Raw genomic sequence first — 25,050 nt, 5'->3', positions numbered from 1 at the left:
GTGGCCGACGATGACGTGATCGCCCCGCCGACGCGCACGGTTCTTGTACGTGGCGAGAAGGTGGTTGTGGGTCCCCTGCGCCTGGAACAGATCGGTCCGTTCATTACGGCCAGCCGCACCATCATCGCCCGAGTGGCGATGATGGCCGGCGTGGTCGAAGATGCCGATCGTGCTGCCGTCGGTGCCATCCTGCTCGACCTGCTCGAGCAGGACAGCAACGAGATCGCCGCGGCTTTGGGGGTGGCAATCGGACGCGAAGCAGAATGGGTTGCGGGGGCAACGCTGGACGAGATCGCTGACTTGCTGGAGGCGGTTGTCGGGCTCAACAGGGATTTTTTTGCCCTCCGCCTGCGGCGGCTTCTGCTGCAGGCGAAGCGTCCGGCGGAAGAGAGTACGGCCTCGCCGACCTGATCCAGTACCTCATCGCCCACGGACACTCCCGCGCTGAGGTGATGACCTACACCCTGGCGCAGCTGCGAGCCTTCACCGCCGCAGCTGCGCAGGTTGAGCGCGACCGCATCGCGGAATTCGCCGTGGCCACGCGTATGGCTATGGCCGCCCCGGCTGCCGACTGGCAGATGTACCTGGCTGCCCTGCGCGGCTAGGCCCCGGCACAGCAGCGACAAGGAATATCGAACGATGGCTGATCCTTCAGCAAATCTGCGCGTCCGCATCAGCGCGGACCTGGCCGACATTCGGCAGGGCTTGGGCGTGCTCACTCGCCAGCTGCGCGAGGTACGCACGGAGGCGGCCAAGCCGCTGCCGACGAAGAACAACATCACGGAGCTCGGGGTCTCTGCAGGGCAGACGGCGCAGGCGATGCGCCAGCTACCGGCGCAGTTCACCGACATCTTCACCAGCCTGCAGGGCGGCATGCCCTTCTTCACAGTGCTGGTGCAGCAGGGTGGCCAGATCAAGGACAGCTTCGGGGGTGTGGAGCCGGCATTGAAGGGGGTCTCGTCGGCGCTGTTGGGGATGGTGAATCCGTATACCGTGGCCGCGGCGGCTGTCGGATTGGTGGTCTACGCCTGGTATGACGCCGAGCAGCAGGCCCAGGCCTACACGAAGGCACTTGTCCTGTCGCGCAATGAGGCGGCCGCGACGACCCTGACGCTCGTCACCATGGCTCAGAAGACCAGCGACGCGCTGCAGGTTGCCGCCGGCGTTGGTGCCGAGGCAGCTCAGGCCGTCGGATCGAACGGGAAGATTGCCGCGCAGAACCTTCAGGACGTGGCCAATGCGGCCGTGGCGATGAAGGAAATCAGCGGGCAGGCGCTCGATGAAACCATCGCCCTGTACGCGAAGCTGGCGGAAGACCCGGTCAAAGGAATGCAGAAGCTCAACGAGCAGGTCAACTTCATGACCCTGGCGCTCTACGAGCAGGTGAAGGCGTTGCAGGAGCAGGGCCGGAATCAGGACGCTGTGACTGTGATCACCCGTGCAGCAGCGGATGAAACCGTCATGGCGCTCGCTCGGGTCCGCGCCAGCCAGAACCCGGTGATCCGGGGATTCAAGGACCTGTGGGTCGAGGCCACGAAGGCGTGGTCGGCGATGCAGGCGAGCGTGGGCCTCGGGCCGGCGGCAGCGCAAATGCAGCAACTTTTGGCTGAAAACCAGCGGGAACTGGAGAAGCTGAACAATCTGGCTAGTGGCACACAGCGGGGCCTGCCGTTGGCCCGGAATCCCATTGCCTTGGCTGCGATGGAGAAGTCGATCAAGGACCGGTCGGAGAAGATCAAGGCGTTGGCCGTCGACCTGATCAAAGAGCGAAAGGATGCAGAAGTAAAGGCTGCGCAGGACGCCAGCGCGGACTACGTGCAGCAGCAGGACGCGATCATCGAGGCCCAGGCCACGAAGGAGCAGAAGAAGAAGAGGGAAATTGCCCAGATCAACGGTCAGGCCGAGGTCGTCCGGCGTAAAGCTGAAGCGGCCGGGCTCGTGGACGAGGTTCGTGCCATCGAGGAACGCCGCGCCGCAGCCGTCGCCGCTATCGAGAAGAAGTATGCAGAGAAGCCGAAGGCATCCGGCGGATCGGCTTCGAGGGCGGCAGGACTGCAGGGCTACAAAGACGATCTGCTGGCAGAGCAGGCGCAGATCAATGCCGCTACCCAGATGCTGCGTGCTCAGTACTCGGCGCGAGAAATCACGGCGGGCGAGTATTACGGTCGAATGCGGGAGCTCGTTCAGAAGGGGACTGACGCGCAGGCGAAATCGTTGGAGCGGCAGATTGCCTTCCTCCAGCGACAGGCGGTGTCGGGAAAAGAAGCCATCGGCGTGAACCGACAGGTCGGGGATCTGGAAGCACGGCTCGCTAAGGTCCGCACCGAGGGGGCCGGCGCTCTGCAGGTTCTGGCGACTGAGGAAGCGGCCGCAGTTAAAACGCGCCTGAATGCTATCGCGGCGTATGGAAACGCCTTGGACGCGAGCAATCAAGCACTACAGCGACAGCTCTCAACGCAGGCCCAGCGCGTTGGGATGGGTGATCGTGAGTACGAGATTCAGCAGCGCATCAATGACGCCTACGCCGACCAAGCGGACAAGCTTCGAGAACTGCAGTTGCAGTTGAACGCGGGGCAAATCGATCAGGAAACATTCGAGTCTGAGAGAGCGCAGCTGCTGTCGAAGACGCTCGACCGCCTGCAAATGATTCGAGACGGGTACGACGAGCTCCAGCAGGCAGAGGGAAGCTGGCTGGCAGGCGCCACCGCTGCCTGGGCGAACTACCAGCAGGAGGCCGGCAATGCCGCTCGGCAGATGGGCGACGTGGTCGGAAGCGCCATCGGTGGCTTCGAAGACGCGTGGGTCAAGTTCACCACGACCGGGAAGCTCAGCTTCTCCGACCTCACCAAGTCGGTACTGGCCGATCTGGCGCGGATCGCCGCGCGGCAGGCGGCAATGGGAATCGTGAACATGTTCGCCAGTGCTTGGGGTGGCGGTGTCACCGCTGCGGGTAACCAGGCGGTCACCTCCGGCACCAGCAGCATCAATAACCAGCTGTTCCAGAACATGAGGGGCGGCTACTTCACCGGCGGGTACACGGGTGACGGTGGTGTTCATCAGCCGGCCGGGGTGGTCCATAAGGGCGAGGTGGTCTGGTCGCAGAGGGATGTGGCGCGCGCGGGTGGCGTTGAGGTGGTCGAGGCGATGCGCAAAGGGCTGAAGGGCTATGACTCGGGCGGAGCTGTGGCTACTCCGGTCGGTTCCGGAATGGCCGCCGGCGCGATCAATGTTCGCGTGATGAACGCGCCAGCGGGCACCACCGCCAGCGCATCTCGCAACAGTCAGGGCGGTTTCGACATTGAGGTTCTGCTGGGCCAGGTCGACAGCTACATCGGTGGCCAGGTCGCCAGTGGTCAGGGATCAACGTATGCAGCAATGGGGAGCCGATTCGGCTTAAAGGACTCGGTGTGATGACAGCACTACCTTCAGTGGCACGTGTCATGTTCGAAGGGCAAAAACGAACCTTCGACCCCTCAGTTCTGAGGACCGAAATGGAGCGCGGCGCGCCCAAGCAGCGCTTGGAGAACAGCCAGGTGCTGATCAAGCAGGCCATGACGCTCTACTTCGCCAGCATCGCGGACGTGAACACCTTCGATGCCTGGTACTTCGGCGAGATCAAGCGCATTGGGTGGTTCACCCTTGTGCACCCCTACACGGGGGAAGTGATCACCGCGCGCTTCGAGAACGGTGCCCTCGGCGACCTGGTGCCCGAAGAGAAGCTGCCCGAGGACTACAGGATGGATGTGGTCGTGGAGTACATGCGATGAGCAGTTTCACTGAACGTAAGCAGCGCATGACCGACACCAGTGGGACGCTGCTGTTCCTGTCCATCACCTCGCCGTCGCTTCCGGGTCCGCTGCGCATCGTCAACGACACCCAGGACTGGGTAAGCCAGGGCATTCCCTACATGGGCGTGCCCTTTGGCTTCAAATTGCCCGATGACACCCGCGGTCAGTCCCCGCGTGCCCAGCTGGTGCTGGACAACGTCGGGCGCGGCATCTCCGAGGACCTGGAGGCGCTGGGGCCGAACGAGCTGATGATGGCGCGGCTGATGGTGTCGGACCGTGCGGACCCCAACCTGTACGAGCGGGATTACTACCTGCCGATCACCAGCGTGTCGGTGGCCGGCGCCACCGCCACCGCTCAGTGCGGTGTCGACTACCTGATGCGGCAGCAGGCCGTGCGCCTGCGCGCCAACCCGTTCACGCTACCGGGGATCTTCTGATGCGGCTGGCAGACGTAGAAGCCTTGGTGGGCGTGCCGTACTGCGAGCACACGTGCGATTGCGCCGATTTCGTGGTGCTGGTCCAACGGCAGCTGTTCGGGCGCGCCGTTCAGCTCCCCAACGGCCGCCCGAGAGGCGTGGTGGGCCAAGCCGCCATCGGCGAGCTGTCGAGGCCGTATGGGACCGCGGTGACCGTGCCAACGGACGGTGACCTGGTGCTGATGGTCGAGCACGGGCAGAAGCGCGCCGGCCATGCCGGCGTCTACTTCCACCTGGCCCATGAGGGGTGGGTGCTGCATTCCAACGAAAAGAACGGCTGCAGCGTGCTGCACCGCGTTCGTGACCTGCCGGAGTTCGGCTTGAGGATTGAGGGTTACTACAGATGGGCCTGATCAAGGACGCGCCGCTGATCATCACACCGCACCCGGTGACGCTGGAGGGCCAGCGTACCTTGGCGGCGCAGTTGCAGGAGGGGGAGCGGCTGGGCGGCTTCCTGGCACGCGTGGTGCCTGACTACTCCAGCGACCTGTGGGAGGTGCGCATCAATGGGGTGGTCGTGCCGCATGAGGTCATGGACCGCGTGCGCCCGAAGGACGGAACGGTGATCGAGGTTCGAGGCGTGGTCAAGAAGACCGCGCTGATGATCGTTGCGCTGATCGCCCTGACCGTCTTCACCATGGGTGTCGGTACGGCCATCGTGGCCGCCGGCTACAGCGCAGCCGTCGCCGGCCTGGCGCAGGGCGCGATCTACGCCGCAGGGGCGCTGCTGATCCAGAAAGTGCTGGGGCCGAAGCGGCCCAAGCCCAGCGCCAGCGATGCCAGCCCGGTGTACACCATCGGCGCGGCCCGGAATCAGCCGCGCCCGTACCAGCCCCTGCCGCTGCTGCTGGGCGGGCCATTGCGCATCGCACCGGACGTGGCCAGCAACCCCTACACCTGGTACGAGGCCGACGACCAGTACCTCGCCATGACCCTGACGGCGGGCATCAACGTCGGGCGCGTGGAGGCCCTGTACAACGGCGATGCGCTGCTGTCGTCTTTCGAGGGCGTCACGGTGTGGCACAACGGCTTTTCCGAGATGCCCAGCGAGGCCATCCCGCTCTACAGCAACGCCGACACGATCAACGGCGGCGCGCTGGAGGCGGAGAAGGGCCAGCCCAGCCCGTGGGTGCAGCGCACCAGCAGCCCGAACACGATCCGCCTGAAGGTGGACGTGGACTTCATGCTGTTCGACACGACCAGCAAGGGCAAGCCGAAGGACAACCGCGAGACGATTGAGATCCAGTACCGCGCCGTCGGCATCGCCAACTGGAGCTTCTTCGGGTCCTATTCGATCGTCAGCCGGTCGCAGAAGCAGCAGCGCCGCAGCTACTCCCGGGATGTACCGGAGGGCCAGTACGAAGTGCGGGTCCGCATTGCCGGTCACAACACCGACGGCAGCGGCGCCACCAGTGACTTCACCTGGTCCACCCTGACCAGCGTCCAGAAGGACACCGCCGACTACGCCGGCCTGGCCCGAATCGGCATCCGGATCAAGGCAACCGGGCAGCTCAACGGCCAGCCGGACGAGATCCGCTGCGTCGCCTACGCCGAGCCGGCATCGGTCTGGACGGAGGCGGGGTGGGCGACGAAGGAAACCAACAACCCGGGCGCACTGATCCTGGCCTATGCCCGCGGCTTCAGGGACGAGCACGGCAAGCTGATCGCCGGCATCGGCCTGGACGATGTCCAGATCGATATCGAGGCGCTGAAGGCCTTCATGCTGTTCTGCCAGGCCAACGGCTACGGCTACTCGAACTACATCAAGGATGTCCGCAACCACGATGACGTGCTCAACGCCGTCGCGCTGGCCGGGTTCGGCCAGATCACCTGGGCCGGCGGTCGCCTGTCGGTGGTGTGGGCCGGGTCGGAGCAGCCGCTGTCCGGCGTGGTCAACATGGCCACTATCAAGAAGGGGCAATTCCAGGTTGACTACACCCTGGCCAACGCCGCCGACGGGATCGAGTACAGCTACTACGATGCCACCGACTGGACGACCAAGACCCTGCGCGTGGCCGCGCCCGGCGTAACCACCATGCTCAACCCCGCCACTGTGGAGGGTGAGGGCATCACCAACGAGGCGCACGCCGCGCGGATGGCGCGCTACCACCTGGCGCAGTCCCTCTACCAGTACAAGGACATCACCTACAGCACAGACATCGAGCACCTGAGCTATCGTCGCCTGTCCCTGCTGGCCCTGCAGCACGACCTGACGCAGTGGGGCGCCGGCGGCCGGATCGTTTCGGCCACCGCGGCCAACGGCGTTGTCACGCTGCGGCTGGACGAGCCGGTCCAGGCACCGACCAACGGCAACGCCTGGATCGGCCTGCGCATTCCCGGCGAGCGGGTGTACCGCGTGTTCGGCGTGCAGCCGTTCACCGGCACCAGCGACACCATCCGCCTGACCGGTTCCTGGCCAGGCGATGCGCCGCTGCCCGGCGACACACCGGACAACCCGGCTCACGACACCATCTGGATCTACGACTTCAAGCAGACGCCGGGGTACCGGGTCCGTGTAGTTGGCATCGAGCCCGAGAGCGACCTGAAAGGCGCCAAGGTGTCCGTGGTACCCGAACCACCCGAGTTCTGGAACTACGTGCTCACCGGCGAATACGTCCCGCCGGTCAATACCAACCCCATCACCAGCCGCCCGATTGCCAGCGGCCTGGCCATCACTGAGCAGCAGGTGGTGCAGGGCGATACGGTGTTCACCGAGCTGACCGTCACCTTCGAGATCAGCGGCCCGGTCGGCAACATCGTGGTGCTGGCCGCCGGCAGCGACGGTGTGCTCTCCGAGGTGGCCCAGACCACCACCCGCACGGCCACCTGGCGCATCAGCCATGCGGATCAATACACCGTGGTGGTCCGACCGTTCAGCCCCGACGGCCGGGCCGGCGTTGCAGCGTCGGTGACCTACATCACGGCCGGTGCGGATGTCCCGCCGCGCCTGGTGGACTTCTTCGACGTGGACGAGCTGTCCGGCGGCGTGCGCATGTACACCTGGGGATTCCTGGCCAACAGCATCCAGTCGCCGGACTTTGCCGGCGTCGAGATCCGCTACATGCAGGGCGCGGTGCTGCGACCGGAATGGGAGCAGATGATCCCCATCGGGGGCAGCGGCTACCACGCAGTACCCTTTGAAGCCGTTGTGCCGGAGTCGGGCGACTGGACTTTCGCCTGCCGGAGTGTGAACACGTCGGGGGAGTTGTCCACCGAGGCTCGTGTCATCACCAAGAAGCTTGGCGCCAACCTCGGGCAGGTGATCGACAAGACCATTCAGGAACTGATCGACGCGCAGCAGCGCATTGACCGGGAGAAGATCGAGCGATTCAACGAGGACGCTCGTGTCGCGAGCGAGGCCGCGGCCGATGCCACGAAGAAGGCCAATGACGCGATGGCAGCAGCGATCGCGCATGCCGATGCCATCGGGGCAATCGTCGCGGATCTGACCGAGGCCGACGAATGGGAGGCTGGGAAGACCTACCCGGTGGGCGACTTCACCCGGCACGACGGGAAGTTGTACCGGGCCTTGCGAGAGAACACCGACGCCGAGCCGGGCACCGCCCCGGACGATTGGCAACTGGTGGGGAACTTCTCTGGCGTGGGCGAGGCATTGGCCGCGTCGATTGACATGGCCTACCAGAACGCTTCAGACCTGGCGGCCGAGGCTGGCCGCATCAATGCCATCGTCGCGCGTATGCCGGACGGTGACGGCAAGGTGGCGTCGGTCGAGGCGGTCGAGGCGGTCAGCGGCCGGGTGGAGGAAACCGAAGAGGGCCTGCGCGCAGTCGGAGATCGCACATCGTCGCTGGAAGCGCAGATGACGTACAAGCACGCTGGCGACCGCGATTGGAACGCGGGTGACCGGAACGTCTACGCCGGCGTGCGCACCTGGCAGTCGGTCATGGTCCAGGGCGATCGGGCGGTGGCCAAGACCGTCGATTCGCTCAACGTCGAGCTGGGCGACTTCAAGGCCAGTGCCACGAAGTCCATCAAGCTGATCGCAACCGAGCAGGCCAGCCAAGCCGAACAGATCGAGCACGTGGGCGCAGAGCTGGAGGGCAAGGCATCATCTGACTACGTGGAGCGCATTGATGCCCGCGTGGCCGTCACCGAGGACGGCATCGAGGCCGTCACGGGCCAGCTTGCGTCGGTGAAGGCGGAGGTGTCCGGCAAGGCCAGCGCCGAAGTGGTCCAGGGCATGGAGGCCCGCGTCGTGCAGAACGAGAACGGCCTGAACCAGGTGTTGGCCCGGGCGTTCCTGAACGTCATCGCCAACAGCGGCGGCGGACCGCTGATCGGTGGCATGGTCATCGACAACAATGGCCAGGTCATCAACACCCGTTTCGCCAGCAACACGTTCGAGGTGATCTCGCCCGGGGCCAGCGAGGGCATGGAGTGGCGCGACGGCTTCCTGCGCGTCTGGAAGGGGGCCGCCCAACGCATCATCGGCACCAACTTCGGCGCCGCCGGCGACAACCTGGTCGACTACTTCGGGCCGAACGTCGGTGCGGGTGCTGCGTCGAAGGCCAACGCTGTGATGTGGATGGACGCCAACGGCAGTGCCTACTTCGGTGGCCAGCTGTCGGCGGGCATCCTGCGCAACGCGTTCCAAACGACGACCACGCAGACCGTCGGCGTGGAGCTGGTCAACGGCCCGTTCGCCACCAACGGTCGGGTGCGGAGCGTCACTGTCAGCTTCTCCCGTCGACATGTGCGCACGAAGACGACCTATGGCACTGACGGATTCGTCGCTGGCGGGGGCCAGAACACGGCGCGCGTGGAAATCTATCGGCGAGTGGGTGAGGGCGCTGAATCGTTGTGGCAAGTCCTCAACGCCAGCGGCGGGGTGAACATCCTCAATGAGACGGATGGCCCGGACAATGCGATTTCCGGCTGGGGTGGATCGTTCACGGTGAACGACACCAGCACCAGCGCGCAGACTATGACCTACCGCGCAGTGATCACCAGCTTCACCGAGCAGACCGTGACGCACACCTCCGGCTCATTCCAGCAGCAGTCCATCACGCAGAGCCTGTCGATCATCTCGGTCGAGAACTGAAACCGCACAAGGCGCGGGCCGGCATGTCCGGCCCGCTTTGCCGTGGGCGATCAACAGCAGAGAACACACATGCCGCAGAAACTCATTAACCAAACGACCATCCAGCCGGATGGCAGGCCAGGCGACGACGCATTCACCGCGTTTGCGACCTGCAACGACAACTTCGAGGACGCCGAACAGCGTCTTTCCGCGCTGGAAGGTGGGTCATCGAACATCGGCCAGGATGTGGCCGACCTGAAAACGGGCTTGCAGCAGGAGACGCAGCAGCGCGCCGATGCCGATGCCGCCCTCTCGCAGGCCATCACTGCAGAAGTGACCGCACGCCAGAACGCCGACACTGCGCTCGGTGCACGCTTCATCGGAAAGAACCGGCTCATCAACGGTTCGATGCGCTGGTGGCAGCGCGGGACCAACTTCACTGCGCCGGGCTACTCCGTCGACCGTTGGTACTTCAACGCGGGCGGCGTGGCAACGCCGAGCTTGTCACGGAACACGGTAACGCCAGGTGCATTCGATACCGAATGTATCTATCTTGCCAAAATCGCATACGGTGCTGTGACTGATGCTGCAAACCATTACGTTGTGCTTGAACAACGAATGGAGAATGTGACCACGCTCGCGGGTCGAACGGTAACCGTGAGTTTGAAGGTGTTCAACAGTGGCGCGGCAGGCCGACAGATTGCCATCGAATTTGGTCAAAGCTTCGGTGCTGGCGGAAGTGCGCAGGTTTCGGGGATCGGTGCTGCGAAGTACAGCCTCGCAGCTGGAATCAATACCGTCACTCATACCGTGCAGATTCCGTCTATCAGCGGTAAGACTGTGGGTGCCAACAGTTCTCTGATTCTGACTCTTTGGGCAACAGGCGGAAGCAACTTCAACGCTCGCAACGCATCGCTTGGTGCGCAAGCTGGTGATGTGCATTTCACGCAGGTGCAGGTCGAAGAAGGTTCTTCAGCAAGCGCTTTCGAGTACCGACCTGATGGACTGGAATTGACTCTCTGCCAGCGCTTCTATTGCAAGTCATTCCCCGTAGGCACCACCCCCGCCGTTGCGCTTGCGGCAGCGACAGCACAAGGGGCGACCGCGTGGAGCGGCTCAGATGTACGTACAGGCACAGTCCATTTCCCGGTCGAAATGCGCGCCACCCCTGCGTTGCTGCTCTACACCAGCAATGACGCAAACTCGCAGGGTAATGGCGCGGCTTTGTGGAACGGCGCAGTGTGGAACTCTAACGCCTCTTGGAGCTTTGACAGCGCTTCAAGTAGGGGGTTTGCCGTGAATGGCGTATTTGGTTCGGGTTTGACTGTAAACGGGTCATACCTGACGCGTTTCAATTGGACTGCAGACGCGGAGATTTAATCATGTACCAGCTTACCGATGACCCGGACGTCATTCGCTGCGTCGAAACGGGTGCTTTCATCCCGCGCGGGCACTACCTGTGGCCGACCGAATGGCTGGAACGGAACACACCGCTGCCGGCGTCATCGCCCGGCCTGGGCTTCGAGCTGCACACGCCCGCACACTATCGCTACATCCGCGACCAGGCGTTCGCGTGGATGCGCGCCGAAGCGGTAGAGCGTGGCTACGACAGCATCGAGTCGTGCGCCAGCTACTACAACAGCGGCGTGGCCCGATACCGCGCCGAGGCTCGGGCGATGGTGGCCTGGCGCAATGCTGTGAACCAGGCGCTGGAGCAGCTGGTGCTGGCGCCGCCGGAAGGCATCGAGACCTGGGAGCAGGTGCGCGCGCTGTTGCCGCAGCCGGAGACGTTCGCCTGGCCGGAGAAGGCGGAGTTGCCGCTGGATGGACTGGCACCGCAGCCCGTGACTTGATCCTCACGCGGCGGCAACGGCGCTTGCGGCGAGATGGCAGCCATGTGCTATTCCGCCCAGATCACCGCCGCCTATCAGAAGCTGGTCAGGATGACCGGCGCCACCCTGTCGCTGCAGGAGTTCGCCGCGCTCTACGCGCACGACCCGGGCAAGAAGCGGCCCAAGACGCCGAAGGCCATGGATGACGCCTTCCGGGCCGGCGCGAGCCCGGCAGAGCTGGCAGTGTGGGCCGAGGTCGAGCAATGGAACAGGGCCGAGGCCGCCATCTTGGAGCAGGAGCTGTTCGCCAACCGCAAGCGTCTGGCCGACGCTGAGCGGGCGCTGCAGCTGAAGGAGACGAAGAAGGCCCGCGAGGACGTGCGGATTGCCGGCAACAAGATCGAGCGGGCCAAGGCGCGGCTGGCGGACCTGCAGCGCGTCGAGCCGAGGGATCGCGACAGCCGCATCTTCCCCGGCGTGTACGCTCCGGTGATCGTCTCCGAGGGCGGGAAGCTGGTCATCAAGCCGATGCGCTACCAGTGCCGCCTGGCCGGGAAGCCGGCCAACTACGACCAGCGCTTCCCCGGCACCTACAACGCCCGTCGCGACAGCCTGGAGAAGTTCTGGGCGCCGGCGTTCGGGCACACCCACGGCCTGATGGTGGTCGACACGTTCTACGAGAACGTCGAAGGCCCGGACGGGAAGAACCAGGTGGTGCAGTTCACCCCGCGCACGGGCGAGCCGATGCTGGTCGCGTGCCTGTGGTCGCACTGGAAGGACCCGGCCGGCAAAGAGCCGGATCTGCTGTCGTTCGCTGCCATCACCGACGACCCCGAGCCCGAGGTGGCCGCCGCCGGCCATGACCGGACCATCATCAACATCAAGCCAGAGCACGTGGATGCCTGGCTCAATCCGGATCCGGCCAACCTGGCTGCGCTCTACAGGATCTTCGACGACAAGCGGCACCCGTTCTACGAGCACCGGCTGGCGGCGTGATAGAGCAGGCGGCCTGTGGCGATCCACTCCCGGCACCAAGTATGTGGACACAACCCACGAGCTGAGCGCAGCTCACGGCCTGGCACAATCCGCAGCGCTTTCAAATTTTATTTGGTACTACCGAGAGTCTGTCACTGAAATACATGACTTCGTCTCCTACGTATCGCCGCTGTGCTGTGTAATTCAAGCCATAAGATACACCGCTAGCTTCGCCGTACATCTCGCGAATCTCTGCCGCATTGTCGTACGACACGATCCAAGGGAAGGGGAAATCCTTCGTGAGAAGAAGGCTCGCAATCTTCTTGTGATCGTCGTCTTTGTATGAATTACGGTACAGCCCTGCTCCCTTTACATAGTAGGGGGGGTCAAGATAGATGAGCGTTCTTTCTGGAAGGAATTCTTTGCTGCGATGCAGAATGGACTGTGCATCTTCTTCGTAGACGTTGATGCGGCTCGAAAGCTGGCCGATGCGCTTAAGTCTTTCGCAGATCTTTTCTCGCATAAAACGCGCATCTAGCCGGTATTTTCCGGCTTGTTGTTTCCCACCGATGACTCCACCCTTCAGGATTCCAGATCGATTGGTTCTGTTCATGAAGAGGGTCGCAAAGCCACGCTCAAGCTCCGTGCCAGCCTCCTCGCCAATCATTACCGAACGCCAATGGTGCCACGCATCCATTGAAACGTCGGCCATCTCAACCATCCTGATAAGGCTGTCAGTATCGCTGACTGCGGCTTTCCAAAAGGCGGCAACCGCTGGGTCGATATCATTGATGTGAATCGCCTCGACCACATCATCAACCAGAAGTATGAGCGCAAGCCCAGCCCCGCCCGCAAATGGCTCAAAATAATGACCTCCATGAAGGTCATTATCTCGAATAATGCGCTCTATCAAGGAGGAGAAGCGTGCTTTCCCTCCTGGATATCTTAGCGGCGTGTACAGCTTGTTGGAGTACATAGGTCCCGTTAATCAGCGTAGGCGGGTCGAGGTTACTTTTACCGCATTTTCAAATTCATCCAAAAACAAATTAACCTCAGCTTGGTGGCAGTCAGCCCACACCTCAATTACTTTCCATGCTTTCAGCTTTGGCCAATTCTTATTCCACCATTTTTTCGTCGACTCGCGGTCGGTAGATACTTTGGGGCCGTCTTGGAAAAATGTGTTCAAAATCTTGTCGGTCGAGACGTTCTTGACGTTAAGGCTCAACATCGCGTCCAAGTATACCCCGTCCTTTGCCTTCGTCATGGCGACTAGGAACTGGATGATCATGTTCTCCGGTGAGCGCGCTGTGCCAGTGGCGCCTGTGGGGCACGGCAGCTTCACCACGTTGCCACGCTTCTTGGCCTTTGCAGGCACTGTCGTGTCGGCGTCAACCACAAGCACACGATCCTTAAAGATTGGGTCGTGTTCAGGAAGCTTGAGCAGGTTAGAGCCGCCCACCTCGAGTGCAATCGGCTTCACCGTGACGTCATACTTTCTCGAAAGGCTCATACGCTTTCCGCGCGTCACGATAGCATCGAAAATCTGGACTCCCTCTTTGTCCTCGAAATAAACGCCGAGCTTGGGTTTCGTGCTGGTTTGGGGAACATTTTCCCGAAGTGCCATGTCGTCTAGGATTGCAGTGAGTGACTGATCCTCCGCGACACGCGGCCTAGCCGTGTCAAGCAAATAGACAACCGCGTCTGGGGCCAAAGCGACGCCCTTGCCATCTGGATGGATACACTCGATCAGCGCCGGTGAGTGCGTTGTCGCTATCACTTGAACTTCGAGCTTTTTCGCATGCTTTTTGAGAGCGCCCGCGAGACGTTCAAGCGCGTGCGGATGGAATCCGACGTCCACTTCATCAATTACTAGAAGGCCTCCCTGATATGCAGCCCCCTGTTCGCGCCTCAGTCGATTAAAGGAGGCGAATGCCGTGGCAATACTGCCTAGGCTATCCTGGCCTGTTGATATGGCCATCGCGTCATGCGTGTCAAACCCCGGCTGAATTGACGTTTTCCCGGCGCCACGTATAACTGTCTGGGTCATTTGATCATTGACGCGAGCACCGACGATCACCGAGCCGACGAAATCGACCATGAGTCGGCGGTCCTCTTCGTCCATCTGAAGGAGAGAGCTGGCAACGTCCTTCTCGTCGGCCTCACCAATCGGAGCTAGGCGGCGCAGTCCAAGGAAAATGGTGGGGAGCGGCACCTTGGCATCTTGGCCAACCGGATCGTCAGCAGCCTTCTCCACGGTGCGAGGTACAACGCGCGCGCGATTCCAGACTGTGCGCTGCGTCATGGCGCTACGCTTTCGGACGGTTACCTCGCCGACGGTCGAAACTACGATCGGCGCGGAGGTTGGATTATCTTTTGCATACACGGCTTCTTCGAGAGATAGGTATACAATTTTCTCGATATTGGTGTAGAAGCTCTCGCCGAAGTAAGTGCGTGGTTCCTTTGTGGTGATGCCAAACGTGTTTGCTAGAAGGCCCAGGATTGTTGATTTGCCAATACCGTTGTGGCCAGCGATAAGCGTAACGCGCTCTGCGAAATCAATTCTCAACTTGCTCAGTTTACGAAACGGCGGTTGATTGAACTCAATTGACCGCACAAGGATCCTTCCACTATTCGCAACCACAGCAGCTCCTTTCATGCACGGACGGTCGTGCTTACAGCCAATTCTATACGCAACCTTAACGAAATGCGTTGCTAGCAACGGGCGTTTGGAAGGGCTCCCAATGAAGTTGTGTAGGACGGGGACAGCATGTTCTGCCGCATGCCCCAGGCCGGTCGAGCCTGCCAGCCTGACGCACCGAGTCCCGCAGTGCCCCGCCCGAACTTCTGGTTGATTCGGTCCATGGTGGCCATCAGCCGTTCGTTGCCTACCACCGTGGGCCCGAACAGATCCGCTTGCAGCTCTTCCGGCCGGGCTAGGTCGAGCAGCGCCACACCCGCCTTCTTGTACCCGATGCCCTCCCGCAGCAGGCCGCGCAGCAGCCGGCGGACGACACCCAGCACCACCATCGTGTCGGCGGTCGAGGCCGGTAGGCTTACTGACCGGGTGGCGTTGTGCTGCCGCAGCTCCGGACGGAACGTGTCGGAATGCGCGAACACCCATACCCCCGCGGTGACAAGGCCGCGTGCGCGTAGCTTCTCGCAGGCCCTGATGGCGAAGGTAGCGAGCGCCTGAGCTACCGCGTCATGGTCTTCCACCCGATCCGCAAAGGACCGGCTCACCATGATCTGCTGCCGATCCGGCTCAACTTCCTCCAGTTCCATGCACGGATGTCCCTGCAGCTCACGTTGGGTGCGTGCCAACGTGACGCCGAAGGTGGCCAGGATGTCGTCCGCCGGCGCGTCGCGTAGTGCCGCGGCGGTGCTGATGCCCATCGATTCCAACCGCGGTGCCAGCCGGCGCCCGACGCCCCATAGATCACCGACGGGGAATGTCTGCAGCACTGTGTCCCGGTAGGCCGCATTGCCGAGGTCGATCACACCGTCAGCACCCTTGGCCACCTTGTTGGCCAACTTGGCCAAGGTCTTCGTGGGGCCAATGCCGATGCAATTCGGTATGCCGGTCCACCGGTGCACACGTTGGCGCAGATCCCGGGCGAACCGCTCGCGATCCCGGATTCCGTCCAGGTCGATGAAGCTCTCATCGATGCTGTAGACCTCCACCCGCGGCGCGGCCTCCCGCAGAACGCTCACGACCCGGGCGCTCATGTCTCCATAGAGCCCGAAGTTGGCCGAGCGCATCTGCAGGCCATGCCGGCGCACCAGGTGCTTCAGTTCGTGAGCGGGCTGGCCCATCTTGATGCCGAGCGCCTTGGCCTCGGCCGAGCGCGCGATCGCGCAGCCGTCGTTGTTGCTCAGCACCACCAGCGGAACGCCGCGAAGGCCTGGCTGGAACACGCGCTCGCAGCTGGCGTAGAAGTTGTTGCCGTCAACGAGCCCGAACACGGCCGCTCCGGCGTTTGATCTGGCGGACGACTCCAACGACAGCGAACACTTCCACCTCGGTGGATTGCTCCAGCACGATGGGGGGGAAGTCCGGATTGGCCGAGTGCAGCTCCATGTGCCGTTCGAAGAGCTGCAGCACCTTGCAGGTGGGTTGGTTCCCGTCCCAAATGGCGATGACCAGGTCCCCCGCCTGGGGGGTTACCGACCGGTCGACCACCAGGATGTCCCCGTCGCTGACGCCGGCGCCGCTCATGGACCAGCCATCGGCGCGGTACAGGAACGTGGCGGCTGGGTTGCGTACCAGCAGGCGATGCAGGTCGATCGCGTCGTCCATGAAGTCGTCGGCCGGCGAAGGGAAGCCAAGCCGAGCGCGCGCTGCGGCAAGGGGCACGAACTGCGCCGGGCCATCGATCATGGCCGGGCCGATTGGGCGGGCCAGCGTGTGGGAGTGGGGAAGGGACTGCATGGGCGTACTCTGGTAGCGGCATGTCTCACGGGTCGAGACGGGGCGCATGTTAGTACAATTACTAATTGCTGGCCGTGATCGTCGCCCTCGGATTCCTGAACGCGTTCCGCACAGAGGCCCAGGTGCCGTGGGAGTCGCGAACTGCGCGACGCTCAGCAGGCATCCTGCAGCGATGGCGAACTGGCAAAAGGACCCGGCCTCATTGGAGGCCAAGGCTGCGGCCAAGCTGCAGCAGGCGTCGGACCTCGAACGAGATACCTCCGGAAGTTGGCGCTCCCGCGCGCGCCGCCGGCAGAGCGCGCAACGTCTCCGCGCTACGGCCAGCAGTCATCAACGCGCCGCAGGCCGTCTGGTAGGCCTGGATCTTCCTGAGGACCTGCCGTTCTAACGGCTCAGGCCCTTGCGCATCGGCACCACCGTCGCACCGGCGCCGGTAAGCAGTTCGTACAGGGCCTCCACCGCAGCGCGTTTCTCCGCGTCGTACTCGAAGAAGTTGTAATGCCGCTTCTGGACGCCACTCAGGCCGTGGGATTGCAGGTGGCCACGAACTTCTTCCGACAGGCCCAGCGCAGCGAGCCGAGTCTCCACCGTGCGTCGTAGATCGCCCGGCGTGAACGGCGATGTCAGCTCGCCGGCGGCCACCATGTTAGCCACCACCGGATCCATGATCCCCCGGAACTCGTCATAGGTGGCCGGCGCCTTTCCGGCGGTGAGCGAGAACAGGTGCGGCCTGGCGCCGTCGCCGCCGCCTTCACTGTCATCATCGCCGCGCAAGACGGCGAGATCCGCAGCCATCAGCGGGAGCAGTGGCACCAGGTGCACGCGAGGCACGCGGCGACGCCCCTTGATGTCGAGCAAGCGGACGGATCCGGTGCCGGTGTCCGTGTCGTGATCGTGATCAGACCATTTCAGCCGCATCAGCTGTGCAATGCGCTGCCCGCCGGTCAGCAGGTGGAAGCGCACCAGAGCGCCCTCCCTCCCGGGCATCGCCTCGATCCGGCGCCAGTAGGCACGAAGCTCGGCCACCGACAGAACCCGGTCGCGCGGCTGCCCGCTGTCGAGCGTGGCCAGGTCGCGCGCCGGGTTTCTGGATACGTTGAGCACGCGCAGAGCGTCGGGAGCTGCCGCATCCTGCTTCGCTGCGATCGCTGCTGCATACGCCGCCCGCAGATACGACCGGATCTTGCCGCCCTCGCGCAGCTTCTTGGCGCGTACCAGTCGCGACAGGATCGGAAGCAGGTCATCCAGCTCAAGCTCGGACGCCGGGCGCGCCCAGAGGGCTGGCCACGGATCCTCGATGTGGCGCTTGATGGAAGCGCGCGTCGCGGCGGCAGAGACCTTGCCAGCGTCCTCCAAGCTCTGGACGTAGGCTGTCATCAGAGCGCCAAGCGTTGCACCAGATCGGCGTGTCGATTCGGCCAGGGCCTCAGCCTTCGCGCGGTCCGCTGCCGCTGCCTCGGCCGCGATCGCGTCGCGCAGATCCCGTTCGCCGGCCTGATACCGCCGTGACAACGCCGCCGCCGCTTCGCGTGCCGCGGTCAACGCCAGGCCGGTGCCGATCAGCAGACGGTCGCGCTGCCCGTTGGACTTCGTGTACCTGTAATAGAACCGCAGCTGCCCGCCGGCCAGCTTGCGCACGTCCAGGCAGCCCGCGCCGCGCGGCGCCGGATCTGAGGCCCATTCGCCGGCCGGCAGTGCGGCCAGTCCCTTCGCTGTAAGCATTCCCTTTGATGCGCCCATTGGTGACCGCTCGGTGACCGTTTGTCCATGGAAAGAGGTGGACGATGATGGGCGCAGGTGGTCGCACAACCTGAGAAAATCAACGACTTAGCTTAAAGTCGGGACGCCTGTGGAAGGTTGTGGAAGCCCTATAGAGGCCTCATAATCCCTTGGTTCCAGGTTCGAATCCTGGTGGGCCCACCATAAAAAAAAACAGGCACTTAGGCTTACGCCCAAGTGCCTTTTTTGTGCCGGCGGGAAAATTCGCGGGAAAACTCAACGCTTGCGAGGTGGTTTCACGACTGGCAAGTCGTGATCGTAGCGGCCCGTAGTGGTGGGCGATTGTGCCCGGCCGCATCCTGCTTGTCGCCACGGTTGCCCTCGGTGTTGGACGTGAGCCATGCGCGCCTGATGGGTGGCAGGCCCTGCGAGGACGCCATCTGGCGCCAGATCGTGACCGTGCTGGACGCGGCGGACCGTGGCTGTGACCTGTTCGATATCGAGGAACTGCGCCGTGACTACAGCGCCGAGGAGTTCGCCAACCTGCTGATGTGCGAGTTCGTGGACGACAGCGCCAGTGTGTTCCCGCTCACGATGCTGCAGCCCTGCCAGGTCGATAGCTGGGTCGAATGGGCGGACGACCACAAGCCGTTTGCCGTCCGGCCCTACGGCGACCGCGCCGTGTGGATCGGCTACGACCCGGCTGAGACCGGCGACAGCGCGGGCATCGTGGTTGTGGCCCCGCCGCTGGTGCCTGGGGGCAAGTTCCGCGTGCTGGAACGCCACCAGTTCAAGGGCATGGAGTTCAAAGACCAGGCGGCGTTCATCGAGCAGATCACCAAGCGCTATTGGGTGACCTACATCGGCGTGGATGCGACCGGCATGGGCACCGGCGTTGCTCAGCTGGTGCGCCAGTTCTTCCCCGGCGTGACTGTCTTCAACTATTCGCCCGAGGTGAAAGCGCGGCTGGTGCTGAAAGCCTATGACGTAATCAATGACGAACGGCTGGAATACGACGCCGGCTGTATCGACCTCACGCAGTCACTGCTGGCGATCCAGAAAACCATCACCCCGAGCGGGCGCCAGGTGACCTACACCGCCGGGCGCTCGCGTACCACCGGCCATGCTGACTTGGCTTGGGCACTCACGCACGCGCTGCAGAGCGAGCCGCTGGAAGGCGGACGGGCTGCGCGCGGCACCATGGAGATTTTCTGATGACCGACACCGACCAGAGCGCCATCGCCGCGCCGCCGGTGAGTATCGAAGCCTTCACCTTTGGCGAGGCCAGCCCTGTGCTGGAATCACGCGGCTTCCTCGACTACCTCGAATGCTGGCGCAATGGCCGCTACTTCGAGCCACCGGTGGATCTGCAAGGGCTGTCGCGCACAACGCGCTCCAACCCGTACCTGCACAGCGGCCTGACATTCAAACGCAACATGCTGGTGCGCACGTTCCGACAGCACCGGCTGCTGAGCCGTGAGGCGTTCTCGCAGCTGGCGCTGGACTACACCACCTTCGGCATGGGGTATGTCGAGCGTCGCCGCCCCATGTCAGGAGCCGCGCACAGTCTGGCGGTGCCGCTGGCGCAGTACGTGCGCCGTGGCGTGCAGCCCGGTGAGTTCTTCCCGGTGCGTGCCGGACGGGTAGAGCATGAGTTTCCCGCCGGTGAGGTGTTCCAGCTGCGAGAGGCAGATGCTGATCAGGAGATCTACGGCCTGCCGGAGTGGATGCCAGCCGTACAGGCCGCGCTGCTGAACGAGTCGGCCACGCTATTCCGCCGGAAGTATTACAACAACGGTTCGCACGCCGGCTACATCCTCTACATGACCGACCCTCAACCCGAGGGCTTGGACGTGGACGCGTTGCGCGACGCGCTGCGGCAGTCGCGCGGGCCGGGCAATTTCAAGAACCTGTTCGTGCACTCGCCCAATGGGAAGAAGGACGGCTTGCAGGTGATCCCGGTCAGTGAGGTGGCGGTCCGAGATGAGTTCACCGGGATCAAGAGTGTGACCCGCGATGACATGTCGGCGGTGCTCCGGGTGCCACCGCAGCTTCTGGGTATCGTGCCGCAGAACAGTGGCGGGCTTGGGTCGATCCGCGACGCGGCGGGCGTGTGGGCGGCGATGGAACTGGCGCCGCTGCAGACGCGCATGGCAGCTATTAACGAGTGGCTGGGCCAGGACGTGATCCGCTTCGAACCCTTCGAACTGGAGGCGACCGCATGATGATTCGAGAGCGCCCGAGCTGCAGCGTGGGCGCTCACTTTTGGGCCAAGGCGGTGGAATGAATGGCGCCGATAGCACAGTGACGGCTTTATCTCGAGAACGATGGCCCGTCTCGCGTATGTGCCTGCTGTGCCGGTTGTTGTTCAAGGCTCGCTGCTTGTGATTGGCTCAACGCATCAGCGCGATGGAGCGATTCCGCCTCCGGTGCGCGAAGCGCATCCATCGTATTCATATGGCCTCGACGATGGGCGGGATCGTCCATTGCTCCCTCGACTATGAAGACCCTCTCACCTCGAGCTAGGTTCTCTGTCGGGTTGTTCAAGACAACATGGTCAACCCGTGAAAGGCCCTGCTCCTTCGCCAGTACCAGCAAGCTTGCAGACATGCGCTGACTCGACTCGTCCCAGGGTTTCCCATGCTCTGCGTCCAGGCGTTCCACACCTGCCCTAATCTGCATGTAGAGAGAGCGGTCAGCATCGCCGAGTTCAGGGGCTGAGGAGGATGCTCGCTGCCGTGAGGGCGAGTCGTCGCTGTCCGAACCGACTCTTCCCGCAACCGCAATGCGCTCGGCGTCAAATTCTGGATCTGGCCTACGCCGCCGTTGCGTGGGTGCTATTTCCCGATCGTAGTAGTCGCCATAGTAGAGTTCGTATGTCGCATGAGGACCAACAGACGGCGCCTCTGTCTTGAACACCTCAGCGATCTGCCCAAGTGCTTGGTTACGGTTGATCCGTCCGGCCTGGAGTTCCGCCGCAATGGTTCCGTATTGTTGTGGACGATTACCTGTGCCGGAAACGCCAATATCTGGACCGCCAGCTGCAACGATCTCACGCTGGACCTGGACATTGCTGAGAGTCGCGGCGGCTTCTCCTCGCAGCTCGCTGTTCACATAGGCTTGCTTAGAAGTTCGATTTTCGGGTTCGGTGAAGAGATGGTGCCCAACTTCATGAGCAAGAGAACTTGCGATCCTTGAGCCTTGCCCAATCGCATTCTCGTCAATAACGATCTTGACGCCGGGTATAAGATAAGTGCCTTCACCGGCTGCCCCCCATTGGATAACGATACCTTCACGCCTCGCCTGGGTGAGGCCCGCCTGAAGTGTTGGGGATTTTGCTAGAAGCGGCGCCAAGGAGGGGTCGTCCAATGGCGATGCGGGACGCCGTGTGGCTCCTGGGCGGCCTCCCTCCTGCGGCTGTGGCAGTCCAGATTCTTCAGTACGCTCCATGCTCCGGCTCCTTCGCAATAACAGGGATCAGCGCTGACTGATCGATATGTAGGTCAGCGTCACGTTATCGGAATCGAGTCCGAGCACGACCTTTGCATCGTTCACCTGCGCAGACCAGTAAGGGCGAGAGCCAGGCGCGTCAGGCCGAGGTGGATGTTTGGTCGAGTTTTCCCAGATGATTTCCTTGAGCGCAATGCTTGGTGGTGCGATCTCAAAGATCAGGTTCGCGAGTGCAGGATCGTCAGCAGCACTTCTCAGCCTGATGTTCCGGACCTCAAGGTCGCCCAACATTCCGTGTTCTGCGATCCGTTCGTCCATCACGTCCTGGCGTGTCGGCTCTCCCAGATGCGTGTGGAGCTGTTCATTTAACGCGTCGACATCATCAAAACGTACACTAGACAGGCGCTCGATGTCGTTCTTGAATCGCTCCATACCAATTTCACTCCCTGATTTGACGGACTGTCTTTGATTAGATTTATGCGATGGGGTTGGTGAGGCACCGCTCGAACACGCTGACAGTATCAACGCTGAAACGGCTATTGAGAGGCAGCGATACGCTGCAAGCCGGAGGTGACTCCGATCTCCGCGCCTTAATGAAGTAGCGCATTTGTTGAGCCATGCATCCATGAAGGTACCTCTCGCGCCAGGAACACTGTCCCGAATCTAGCACAGCGTCTTGTGATGCACGGGTCGGAACCCCCACCTGATAGCGAATCTGGGAGATTTCGCGCAGTGTTAGATTGTTCGTTTAGTTGGAAGGGGCGAGCTATGGGGGCAAGAGGAAAACGTTGATAGGACTGCGAAGTAAGGTTGCCGCAAGTTGAGCATTCGAGCGACTTGGGATCATGAGCAGTTCCGCTTCATATCTGAGCTGATGTCGGTGATGGACGGTGGACTGGGCATCTGGTGTAGATCATGTTGCTGGAATGGAGAGGCGAGTATCGGCGGTGCTCTTCTCGAGACAAGGGCAATTATTCTGGCAGGAAGCGTGTGCACCCCAACCTTCATGCTTGGATCATCATGAGGTAGCAACGCTCGCCCCGTTCTGGAGTCACTTGCAGCGGATGCTTGCTTGGACCAGGACGGTGCGGCCAAAGTATCGTCTGGTCGTATCGGTGACCGAGGACCGGAGTTTCGCTAGGCTAGTCGAACCGCAGTTGGATGAGCGGAACGCGCTCCTCATCAATGGGTGTCGGTCGAGCTTTGATCTCTACGAACTAGAACGCGAGCCAGATGGCTGGCGCGAGCAGCGGGATCTTGAGTGGCAAAAGTGGTGATTGCGAGCATTTGGTAGGGTGATGTAGTGCACTGCGCGCACACCCATTGCCTATGCCCCCCCCCTACTTGCGGGACGTGGTGATCCCGCTTGCCTGATCTGTTCTGCGTTTCCAAAGCTACCTCGGGCGAATAGGAGTAATCGGTTTGACCGTTACCCTTCCGCTGCCGCTGCCTCCGCAGTTGCCGTGGCAGCCTCCACCCAGATTGGCTCCGCCCGTGCCACCGCTACCTCCTCCGCTGCCGGCGCCAGCGCCGCCGCGACTGGAGGGTGGACGCGTGATGGGCTCCTGGTTGGTTCCATTCCAGTCATTGCTGTCTGTCAACTCGTAGGTAGCGCAGTGCGTCGCGTTGCAGACGATGACTTTGGAACCTGCCTGAATTGAGAATTCGAATCCCCCCTTTCTCTGCTGGTTTGTTACATCTCTGTATCTATTCAGGAACGCCTTCGTGGCATTGTCTGGAATTCGAGCCTGCAACTGACACGTACCACAGCTGACTGGGCCAAAGACGGTGGGGGCAGGATCAAAGGGCCAAATCGCATAAGCCACGGGAAGGGCAGCAATTGCGACAACCAGGGAGGTTGCAATCAACCATTTCTTCGAAATAATTGCTTTCATCGTGCGCCATGTTGGGTGAGTAGGAAACTTCTGTTGGGTTACAAGCAGCAGGATCTGTATATAGCCTCAGACATCTCGTTGGATCGCTCTATCTGGTTGGGCTGCAACAGTTTGGAGAGTCTCGCAATGGATGCCGTCGATTGGCTATTGGGGTGCGCGCGCTGATATGCGAGCCAGTATGCAAGGCTATTTTCAGGGGATTTATCGGCAATGATCCCTCGGTCATGGATGTCAGCAAGGGCTTCAATCGAGTCGACGCTTCCCTGTGAAACCGACTCATTTAGATAATCAATCGCATCCCTTCGATAATTGGTTATTCGTTCCGGATCCTTGAGCGCTTCGGTCAAGTTTCCAATGATGGCTTTCGGGTCTTTGGCGAAGATCAGTCTCGCTTCGACCGACCCTTGGGCGGCAGCTAGAGAGAGCCAATTCTCATCTCCGAGTTCCGTTCGCCCTATCAGCCCTTGGCAGTGGTCAATCTCCTGATCGATTTTCCTTGAGTACTGCTCCCCCAGGCCCACTGATGCGTAGGCCTTGTACTCATCGGCATCACCTGAGTTAAGCGCTCGCTTGCAACTGGCAATGCGGTTATGGATCTCATAGCTCGACTGGGCATCGCCCGCCCGTGCAGCCGTGATGCGCCTGTCAATGTATTCCGAGGCGTCGCCTTCGTAGTGAGGTGTTTCGATCTTGAGCAGAAATGCCTTGCCACCCAAAGCCACTGTTGATTCGATGGATTGGTGTGGTGAACGCAAGGATTGATGAATGCTTGATTCAGATGCGACATGCGTTGGCGAAGTGCTTTTTTCACTGGGAGGAACCTCATCTCCTTTGCTTCCTGTGACATCGGATGGTCTGCAGGTCGACCAGGAAATGGTTGCGACTACGCCGATGACGAACATTCCATATGTGAGACTTCTACTGATCTTCACCTGATTCTTTTTCCCTTGTCGTGGCGGAGCTTTGCGATGGACTGGACCTCGGGCCGTGGTGATAACTGATTTCGGCGCTGATCCCCTGCCTCTCGATTCCCGGGGTTTCATATTGCGGGGTGAAATTCACTGTCAACCAGAAATTCGTTGCAGCTGGCTACGCTTGGCTCTTGGGTGTTCTCAATCACGCATCGGTGGACGTAAAGCGACAAATACCCTTCCTCGGAAGGCGAGCGCATGAGTGGCAAAATGGCCATTCCGTGCCGCGGTAGCAATTGGCTTGTTCTCTCGCTAGCCCGACGGCGGCCGCCGCAGTTGCGATCTCACCGCGAAGGTTGCGCCCTCCCTCGTGGTGCGGCCGCGACGCGATCGCGTTGACCGTTGGCCTTGGTGTATCTGCAGCGGAACCTGAGCCCACCGCCGGCGAGCTTCCGCACATCCGGGCAGCCCACACCATGCGACGCTGGATCCAAGGCCCGTTTGCCGATCGGCAAGGTGGCCAGTCCGTTCTCT

At 62.1% G+C, this 25,050-nt stretch carries 20 protein-coding genes; 12 read left to right on the top strand and 8 right to left on the bottom strand.

Translation table 11 applies throughout. The features are described 5' to 3' along the window. From ACSDHM_RS16390 to ACSDHM_RS16345, 10 genes are all read left to right on the top strand, one after another. A complete protein-coding gene (locus ACSDHM_RS16390; protein ID WP_439426401.1) occupies positions 1 to 411 on the top strand; it encodes a hypothetical protein in 411 nt (136 codons plus the stop codon). A gap of 41 nt (positions 412 to 452) precedes the next feature. Further along, positions 453 to 605 (top strand): hypothetical protein, encoded by a 153-nt coding sequence (locus ACSDHM_RS16385; RefSeq protein WP_262219382.1) that lies wholly within the window; start codon positions 453 to 455, stop codon positions 603 to 605. Positions 606 to 639: 34 nt separating this feature from the next. Beyond that, positions 640 to 3,411 (top strand): phage tail tape measure protein, encoded by a 2,772-nt coding sequence (locus ACSDHM_RS16380; protein WP_439426400.1) that lies wholly within the window; start codon positions 640 to 642, stop codon positions 3,409 to 3,411. A 29-nt stretch (positions 3,412 to 3,440) separates the two neighbouring features. Further along, positions 3,441 to 3,767 (top strand): hypothetical protein, encoded by a 327-nt coding sequence (locus ACSDHM_RS16375; protein WP_134968102.1) that lies wholly within the window; start codon positions 3,441 to 3,443, stop codon positions 3,765 to 3,767. Further along, positions 3,764 to 4,225 carry a DUF1833 family protein gene (locus ACSDHM_RS16370; protein WP_064239302.1) on the top strand — a complete coding sequence of 154 codons (462 nt, stop codon included), beginning with the start codon at positions 3,764 to 3,766 and terminating at the stop codon, positions 4,223 to 4,225. The genes ACSDHM_RS16375 and ACSDHM_RS16370 overlap by 4 nt, the downstream gene beginning before the upstream one ends. After that, positions 4,225 to 4,617 carry a peptidoglycan endopeptidase gene (locus tag ACSDHM_RS16365; RefSeq protein ID WP_439426399.1) on the top strand — a complete coding sequence of 131 codons (393 nt, stop codon included), beginning with the start codon at positions 4,225 to 4,227 and terminating at the stop codon, positions 4,615 to 4,617. The genes ACSDHM_RS16370 and ACSDHM_RS16365 overlap by 1 nt, the downstream gene beginning before the upstream one ends. Further along, positions 4,608 to 9,326, top strand: coding sequence for a host specificity factor TipJ family phage tail protein (locus ACSDHM_RS16360; RefSeq protein WP_439426398.1), 4,719 nt, complete (start codon positions 4,608 to 4,610; stop codon positions 9,324 to 9,326). Before ACSDHM_RS16365 ends, ACSDHM_RS16360 begins: the two co-directional genes overlap by 10 nt. A gap of 69 nt (positions 9,327 to 9,395) precedes the next feature. Next, positions 9,396 to 10,685 (top strand): hypothetical protein, encoded by a 1,290-nt coding sequence (locus ACSDHM_RS16355; protein WP_439426397.1) that lies wholly within the window; start codon positions 9,396 to 9,398, stop codon positions 10,683 to 10,685. Between the two features lie 2 nt (positions 10,686 to 10,687). After that, positions 10,688 to 11,158, top strand: a complete 471-nt coding sequence (locus tag ACSDHM_RS16350) for a hypothetical protein (protein WP_439426396.1) — start codon at positions 10,688 to 10,690, stop codon at positions 11,156 to 11,158. 42 nt (positions 11,159 to 11,200) lie between these two features. Continuing rightward, the gene (locus ACSDHM_RS16345) at positions 11,201 to 12,133 is read left to right on the top strand and encodes an SOS response-associated peptidase family protein (protein WP_439426395.1); all 933 of its coding nucleotides are present in this window, start codon (positions 11,201 to 11,203) and stop codon (positions 12,131 to 12,133) included. A 100-nt stretch (positions 12,134 to 12,233) separates the two neighbouring features. On the opposite strand, the gene ACSDHM_RS16340 is transcribed toward ACSDHM_RS16345, so the two are convergent. From ACSDHM_RS16340 to ACSDHM_RS16320, 5 genes are all read right to left on the bottom strand, one after another. Beyond that, on the bottom strand, positions 12,234 to 13,088 hold the full coding sequence (locus ACSDHM_RS16340; RefSeq protein ID WP_439426394.1) for a DNA adenine methylase: 855 nt from the start codon (positions 13,086 to 13,088) through the stop codon (positions 12,234 to 12,236). 12 nt (positions 13,089 to 13,100) lie between these two features. Further along, the gene (locus ACSDHM_RS16335; RefSeq protein WP_439426393.1) at positions 13,101 to 14,768 is read right to left on the bottom strand and encodes an AAA family ATPase; all 1,668 of its coding nucleotides are present in this window, start codon (positions 14,766 to 14,768) and stop codon (positions 13,101 to 13,103) included. Positions 14,769 to 14,824: 56 nt separating this feature from the next. Continuing rightward, on the bottom strand, positions 14,825 to 16,075 hold the full coding sequence (locus ACSDHM_RS16330; RefSeq protein ID WP_197604736.1) for a DUF4113 domain-containing protein: 1,251 nt from the start codon (positions 16,073 to 16,075) through the stop codon (positions 14,825 to 14,827). After that, a complete protein-coding gene (locus tag ACSDHM_RS16325) occupies positions 16,059 to 16,541 on the bottom strand; it encodes a LexA family protein (RefSeq protein ID WP_135968299.1) in 483 nt (160 codons plus the stop codon). The genes ACSDHM_RS16330 and ACSDHM_RS16325 overlap by 17 nt, the downstream gene beginning before the upstream one ends. Before the next feature lie 384 nt (positions 16,542 to 16,925). Next, the gene (locus tag ACSDHM_RS16320) at positions 16,926 to 18,263 is read right to left on the bottom strand and encodes a hypothetical protein (protein ID WP_439426392.1); all 1,338 of its coding nucleotides are present in this window, start codon (positions 18,261 to 18,263) and stop codon (positions 16,926 to 16,928) included. Between the two features lie 390 nt (positions 18,264 to 18,653). Between ACSDHM_RS16320 and ACSDHM_RS16315 the strand changes: the two genes are divergently transcribed. Together ACSDHM_RS16315 and ACSDHM_RS16310 are read left to right on the top strand one after the other, a co-directional pair. Next, complete coding sequence (locus ACSDHM_RS16315) at positions 18,654 to 19,475, top strand: terminase large subunit domain-containing protein (protein WP_245885063.1); 822 nt, start codon at positions 18,654 to 18,656, stop codon at positions 19,473 to 19,475. After that, positions 19,475 to 20,485, top strand: a complete 1,011-nt coding sequence (locus tag ACSDHM_RS16310) for a phage portal protein (RefSeq protein ID WP_088496106.1) — start codon at positions 19,475 to 19,477, stop codon at positions 20,483 to 20,485. Before ACSDHM_RS16315 ends, ACSDHM_RS16310 begins: the two co-directional genes overlap by 1 nt. Before the next feature lie 88 nt (positions 20,486 to 20,573). Here ACSDHM_RS16310 and ACSDHM_RS16305 read toward each other — a convergent pair whose 3' ends face one another. The 3 genes from ACSDHM_RS16305 to ACSDHM_RS16295 all read right to left on the bottom strand — a co-directional run bounded on the left by ACSDHM_RS16305 (position 20,574) and on the right by ACSDHM_RS16295 (position 24,507). Next, positions 20,574 to 21,710, bottom strand: a complete 1,137-nt coding sequence (locus tag ACSDHM_RS16305; protein ID WP_088496107.1) for an XVIPCD domain-containing protein — start codon at positions 21,708 to 21,710, stop codon at positions 20,574 to 20,576. 27 nt (positions 21,711 to 21,737) lie between these two features. After that, entirely contained in the window at positions 21,738 to 22,142 is a 405-nt protein-coding gene (locus tag ACSDHM_RS16300) for a hypothetical protein (RefSeq protein WP_065196868.1), read from the bottom strand. Between the two features lie 1,501 nt (positions 22,143 to 23,643). Further along, entirely contained in the window at positions 23,644 to 24,507 is an 864-nt protein-coding gene (locus ACSDHM_RS16295) for a hypothetical protein (protein WP_227836840.1), read from the bottom strand. Between the last annotated feature and the right edge of the window lie 543 nt (positions 24,508 to 25,050).

It is taken from the genome of Stenotrophomonas sp. T8 (assembly GCF_051853085.1).
In the GTDB taxonomy this organism is placed as follows: Bacteria; Pseudomonadota; Gammaproteobacteria; order Xanthomonadales; family Xanthomonadaceae; genus Stenotrophomonas; species Stenotrophomonas sepilia.
This window is presented reverse-complemented; position numbering and strand designations above follow the sequence as displayed.

Coding starts and splice junctions, on each gene's coding strand:
- ACSDHM_RS16385 (WP_262219382.1), top strand. CDS start 453: ATGACCTACACCCTGGCGCAGCTGCGAGCCTTCACCGCCGCAGCTGCG.
- ACSDHM_RS16380 (WP_439426400.1), top strand. CDS start 640: ATGGCTGATCCTTCAGCAAATCTGCGCGTCCGCATCAGCGCGGACCTG.
- ACSDHM_RS16375 (WP_134968102.1), top strand. CDS start 3,441: ATGTTCGAAGGGCAAAAACGAACCTTCGACCCCTCAGTTCTGAGGACC.
- ACSDHM_RS16370 (WP_064239302.1), top strand. CDS start 3,764: ATGAGCAGTTTCACTGAACGTAAGCAGCGCATGACCGACACCAGTGGG.
- ACSDHM_RS16365 (WP_439426399.1), top strand. CDS start 4,225: ATGCGGCTGGCAGACGTAGAAGCCTTGGTGGGCGTGCCGTACTGCGAG.
- ACSDHM_RS16360 (WP_439426398.1), top strand. CDS start 4,608: ATGGGCCTGATCAAGGACGCGCCGCTGATCATCACACCGCACCCGGTG.
- ACSDHM_RS16355 (WP_439426397.1), top strand. CDS start 9,396: ATGCCGCAGAAACTCATTAACCAAACGACCATCCAGCCGGATGGCAGG.
- ACSDHM_RS16350 (WP_439426396.1), top strand. CDS start 10,688: ATGTACCAGCTTACCGATGACCCGGACGTCATTCGCTGCGTCGAAACG.
- ACSDHM_RS16345 (WP_439426395.1), top strand. CDS start 11,201: ATGTGCTATTCCGCCCAGATCACCGCCGCCTATCAGAAGCTGGTCAGG.
- ACSDHM_RS16340 (WP_439426394.1), bottom strand. CDS start 13,088: ATGTACTCCAACAAGCTGTACACGCCGCTAAGATATCCAGGAGGGAAA.
- ACSDHM_RS16335 (WP_439426393.1), bottom strand. CDS start 14,768: ATGAAAGGAGCTGCTGTGGTTGCGAATAGTGGAAGGATCCTTGTGCGG.
- ACSDHM_RS16325 (WP_135968299.1), bottom strand. CDS start 16,541: ATGCAGTCCCTTCCCCACTCCCACACGCTGGCCCGCCCAATCGGCCCG.
- ACSDHM_RS16320 (WP_439426392.1), bottom strand. CDS start 18,263: ATGCTTACAGCGAAGGGACTGGCCGCACTGCCGGCCGGCGAATGGGCC.
- ACSDHM_RS16310 (WP_088496106.1), top strand. CDS start 19,475: ATGACCGACACCGACCAGAGCGCCATCGCCGCGCCGCCGGTGAGTATC.
- ACSDHM_RS16305 (WP_088496107.1), bottom strand. CDS start 21,710: ATGGAGCGTACTGAAGAATCTGGACTGCCACAGCCGCAGGAGGGAGGC.
- ACSDHM_RS16300 (WP_065196868.1), bottom strand. CDS start 22,142: ATGGAGCGATTCAAGAACGACATCGAGCGCCTGTCTAGTGTACGTTTT.
- ACSDHM_RS16295 (WP_227836840.1), bottom strand. CDS start 24,507: ATGTTCGTCATCGGCGTAGTCGCAACCATTTCCTGGTCGACCTGCAGA.